Origin of the sequence: Acetobacter papayae JCM 25143, assembly GCF_000613285.1 — a bacterium.
In the GTDB taxonomy this organism is placed as follows: Bacteria; Pseudomonadota; Alphaproteobacteria; order Acetobacterales; family Acetobacteraceae; genus Acetobacter; species Acetobacter papayae.
The window spans coordinates 2,501-5,537 of record NZ_BAIN01000105.1 but is presented as its reverse complement, the minus strand read 5'-3'; the positions used below and the strand labels follow the sequence as shown (position 1 = coordinate 5,537).

The window sequence follows — 3,037 nt, the reverse complement described above, 5'->3', positions numbered from 1 at the left end:
CCTGACGAGCTACCGGGCTGCTCCACCCCGCGGTGGTGGGTAGTTTGGAAGACCTGGCGGCGACCGACTTTCCCGCGACTTAAGCCGCAGTATCATAGGCGCTGGGGTTTTTCACGTCCGAGTTCGGGATGGGATCGGGTGGTACACACCCCGCCATAGCCACCAGGTCATCCAGACTACCCTGATTGGGGTGAGTGTGGATTTCGGTTGGTTTTTGATGAGAAGATTTTGAGTGAGTGCTTGATGTGCATGGATGATTTCTGTGCACGGTCTGTCGGCTTTTGAGGGCTGACAGTGAAGGAGTGAGCCTATTGGGTGATTAGGACCAGTTAGCTGCACGTGTTACCACGCTTTCACATCTGGCCTATTAACGTGGTGGTCTACCACGACCCTTGGGGAGACCTAGTTTTGAGGTGGGTTTCCCGCTTAGATGCTTTCAGCGGTTATCCCGTCCATACTTAGCTACCCGGCTGTGCCGCTGGCGCGACAACCGGTGCACCAGAGGTATGTTCATCCCGGTCCTCTCGTACTAGGGACAAATCCTCTCAAGTCTCCAACATCCACGGCAGATAGGGACCGAACTGTCTCACGACGTTCTAAACCCAGCTCACGTACCACTTTAATCGGCGAACAGCCGAACCCTTGGGACCTGCTCCAGCCCCAGGATGTGATGAGCCGACATCGAGGTGCCAAACCTCCCCGTCGATGTGGACTCTTGGGGGAGATCAGCCTGTTATCCCTAGAGTACCTTTTATCCGTTGAGCGATGGCCCTTCCACGCGGGACCACCGGATCACTATGGCCGACTTTCGTCTCTGCTCGAGCTGTCACTCTCGCAGTCAGGCGGGCTTATGCCATTGCACTCGACAGCCGGTTTCCGACCGGCCTGAGCCCACCATCGCGCGCCTCCGTTACACTTTGGGAGGCGACCGCCCCAGTCAAACTGCCCACCATGCAGGGTCCCGGATCAGGCTAACTGACCACGGTTAGACATCAGAAAAATTCAGGGTGGTATTTCAAGGATGGCTCCACGGGAACTGGCGCCCCCGCTTCAAAGCCTCCCACCTATCCTACACAGAATGTCTCTGATGCCACTGCAAAGCTACAGTAAAGGTTCATAGGGTCTTTCCGTCTGACCGCGGATACCCCGCATCTTCACGGGGAATTCAATTTCGCTGAGCCGATGCTGGAGACAGCGGGGAAGTCGTTACGCCATTCGTGCAGGTCGGAACTTACCCGACAAGGAATTTCGCTACCTTAGGACCGTTATAGTTACGGCCGCCGTTTACCGGGGCTTCAATTCAGTGCTTGCACACCTCCTCTTAACCTTCCGGCACCGGGCAGGCGTCAGACCCTATACGTCGTCTTTCGACTTCGCAGAGTCCTGTGTTTTTACTAAACAGTCGCTACCCCCTGGTCTGTGCCACCCGAACATGGTTGCCCACGCGCGGGTCTCGCTTATCCCGAAGTTACACGAGTAATTTGCCTAGTTCCTTCAGCATCGTTCTCTCAAGCGCCTTGGTATGCTCTACCAGTCCACCTGTGTCGGTTTAGGGTACGGTCTATACGCCAGAGCTATTTCCTGGAATGCTCCAAAAGCCCATCCAATCCGTTAAGGATGAACAACATATCGCATTCGTCACTTCTGGCAGGTTCAGGAATATTCACCTGATTCCCATCGACTACGGCTTTCGCCCTCGCCTTAGGGGCCGACTAACCCTGCGTGGATTAACCTTGCGCAGGAACCCTTGGACTTTCGGCGACAGTGTTTCTCGCACTGTTTGTCGCTACTCATGTCAGCATTCGCACTTCCGATATCTCCAGAGAGGGTCACCCCGTCTCCTTCACAGACCTACGGAACGCTCCGCTACCGCGCATACATAGTATGCACCCACAGCTTCGGCACGTGGCTTGAGCCCCGTTACATTTTCGGCGCAGGGTTTCTATTAGACCAGTGAGCTATTACGCTTTCTTTAAAGGATGGCTGCTTCTAAGCCAACCTCCTGGTTGTTTTGGAATCCCCACATCCTTTCCCACTTAGCCACGATTTAGGGGCCTTAGCTGGTGGTCTGGGCTGTTTCCCTCTCGACAATGGACCTTAGCACCCACTGTCTGTCTGCCAGGCTAAACTTCCGGGTATTCGGAGTTTGGTTGGGTTTGGTAAGGCTTTGGGCCCCCCTAGCCCATCCAGTGCTCTACCCCCCGGGGTCAACACCTGACGGTCTACCTCAATAGATTTCGCGGAGAACCAGCTATCTCCGAGTTTGATTGGCCTTTCACCCCTAGCCACAGCTCATCCCCGACTTTTTCAACAGGCGTGGGTTCGGCCCTCCAGTGCGTGTTACCGCACCTTCAGCCTGGCCATGGCTAGATCACTCGGTTTCGGGTCTTCTGCCAGCAACTCGTCGCCCTATTCAGACTCGCTTTCGCTACGCCTACACCTAACGGCTTAAGCTCGCTGCAAACAGAAACTCGCTGACCCATTATACAAAAGGTACGCCGTCACCCCATAAGAGGCTCCGACTGCTTGTAGGCATTCGGTTTCAGGTCTATTTCACTCCCCTCGTCGGGGTGCTTTTCACCTTTCCCTCACGGTACTTGTTCACTATCGGTCACTAGGGAGTATTTAGGCTTGGAGGGTGGTCCCCCCATGTTCAGACAGGGTTTCACGTGCCCCGCCCTACTCAAGAGTTCTCAAAGACACTACGCATACGGGGCTATCACCCACTATGGCGGACCTTTCCAGATCCTTCTGCTTCTTCTTCAAAAACTACTGGCCTGCTCCGCGTTCGCTCGCCACTACTAGCGGAATCTCGTTTGATGTCTTTTCCTCCAGGTACTGAGATGTTTCAGTTCCCCGGGTTCGCCTCATAACCCTATGTATTCAGATCATGATACCCTTGCGGGTGGGTTGCCCCATTCGGACATCCACGGATCAAAGCCTGCTCGCGGCTCCCCGTGGCTTTTCGCAGCGTGCTACGTCCTTCATCGCCTCCTAGTGCCAAGGCATCCACCAAATGCCCTTATCGCGCTCACTC

General features: G+C 55.0%; 2 rRNA genes. Both read right to left on the bottom strand.

Going from position 1 to position 3,037, the window contains the following annotated elements:
* Positions 1–51: 51 nt before the first annotated feature.
* Positions 52–167 (bottom strand): 5S ribosomal RNA (rrf, locus tag JCM25143_RS14260).
* 131 nt (positions 168–298) lie between these two features.
* A 23S ribosomal RNA gene (locus tag JCM25143_RS14255) occupies positions 299–3,037 on the bottom strand.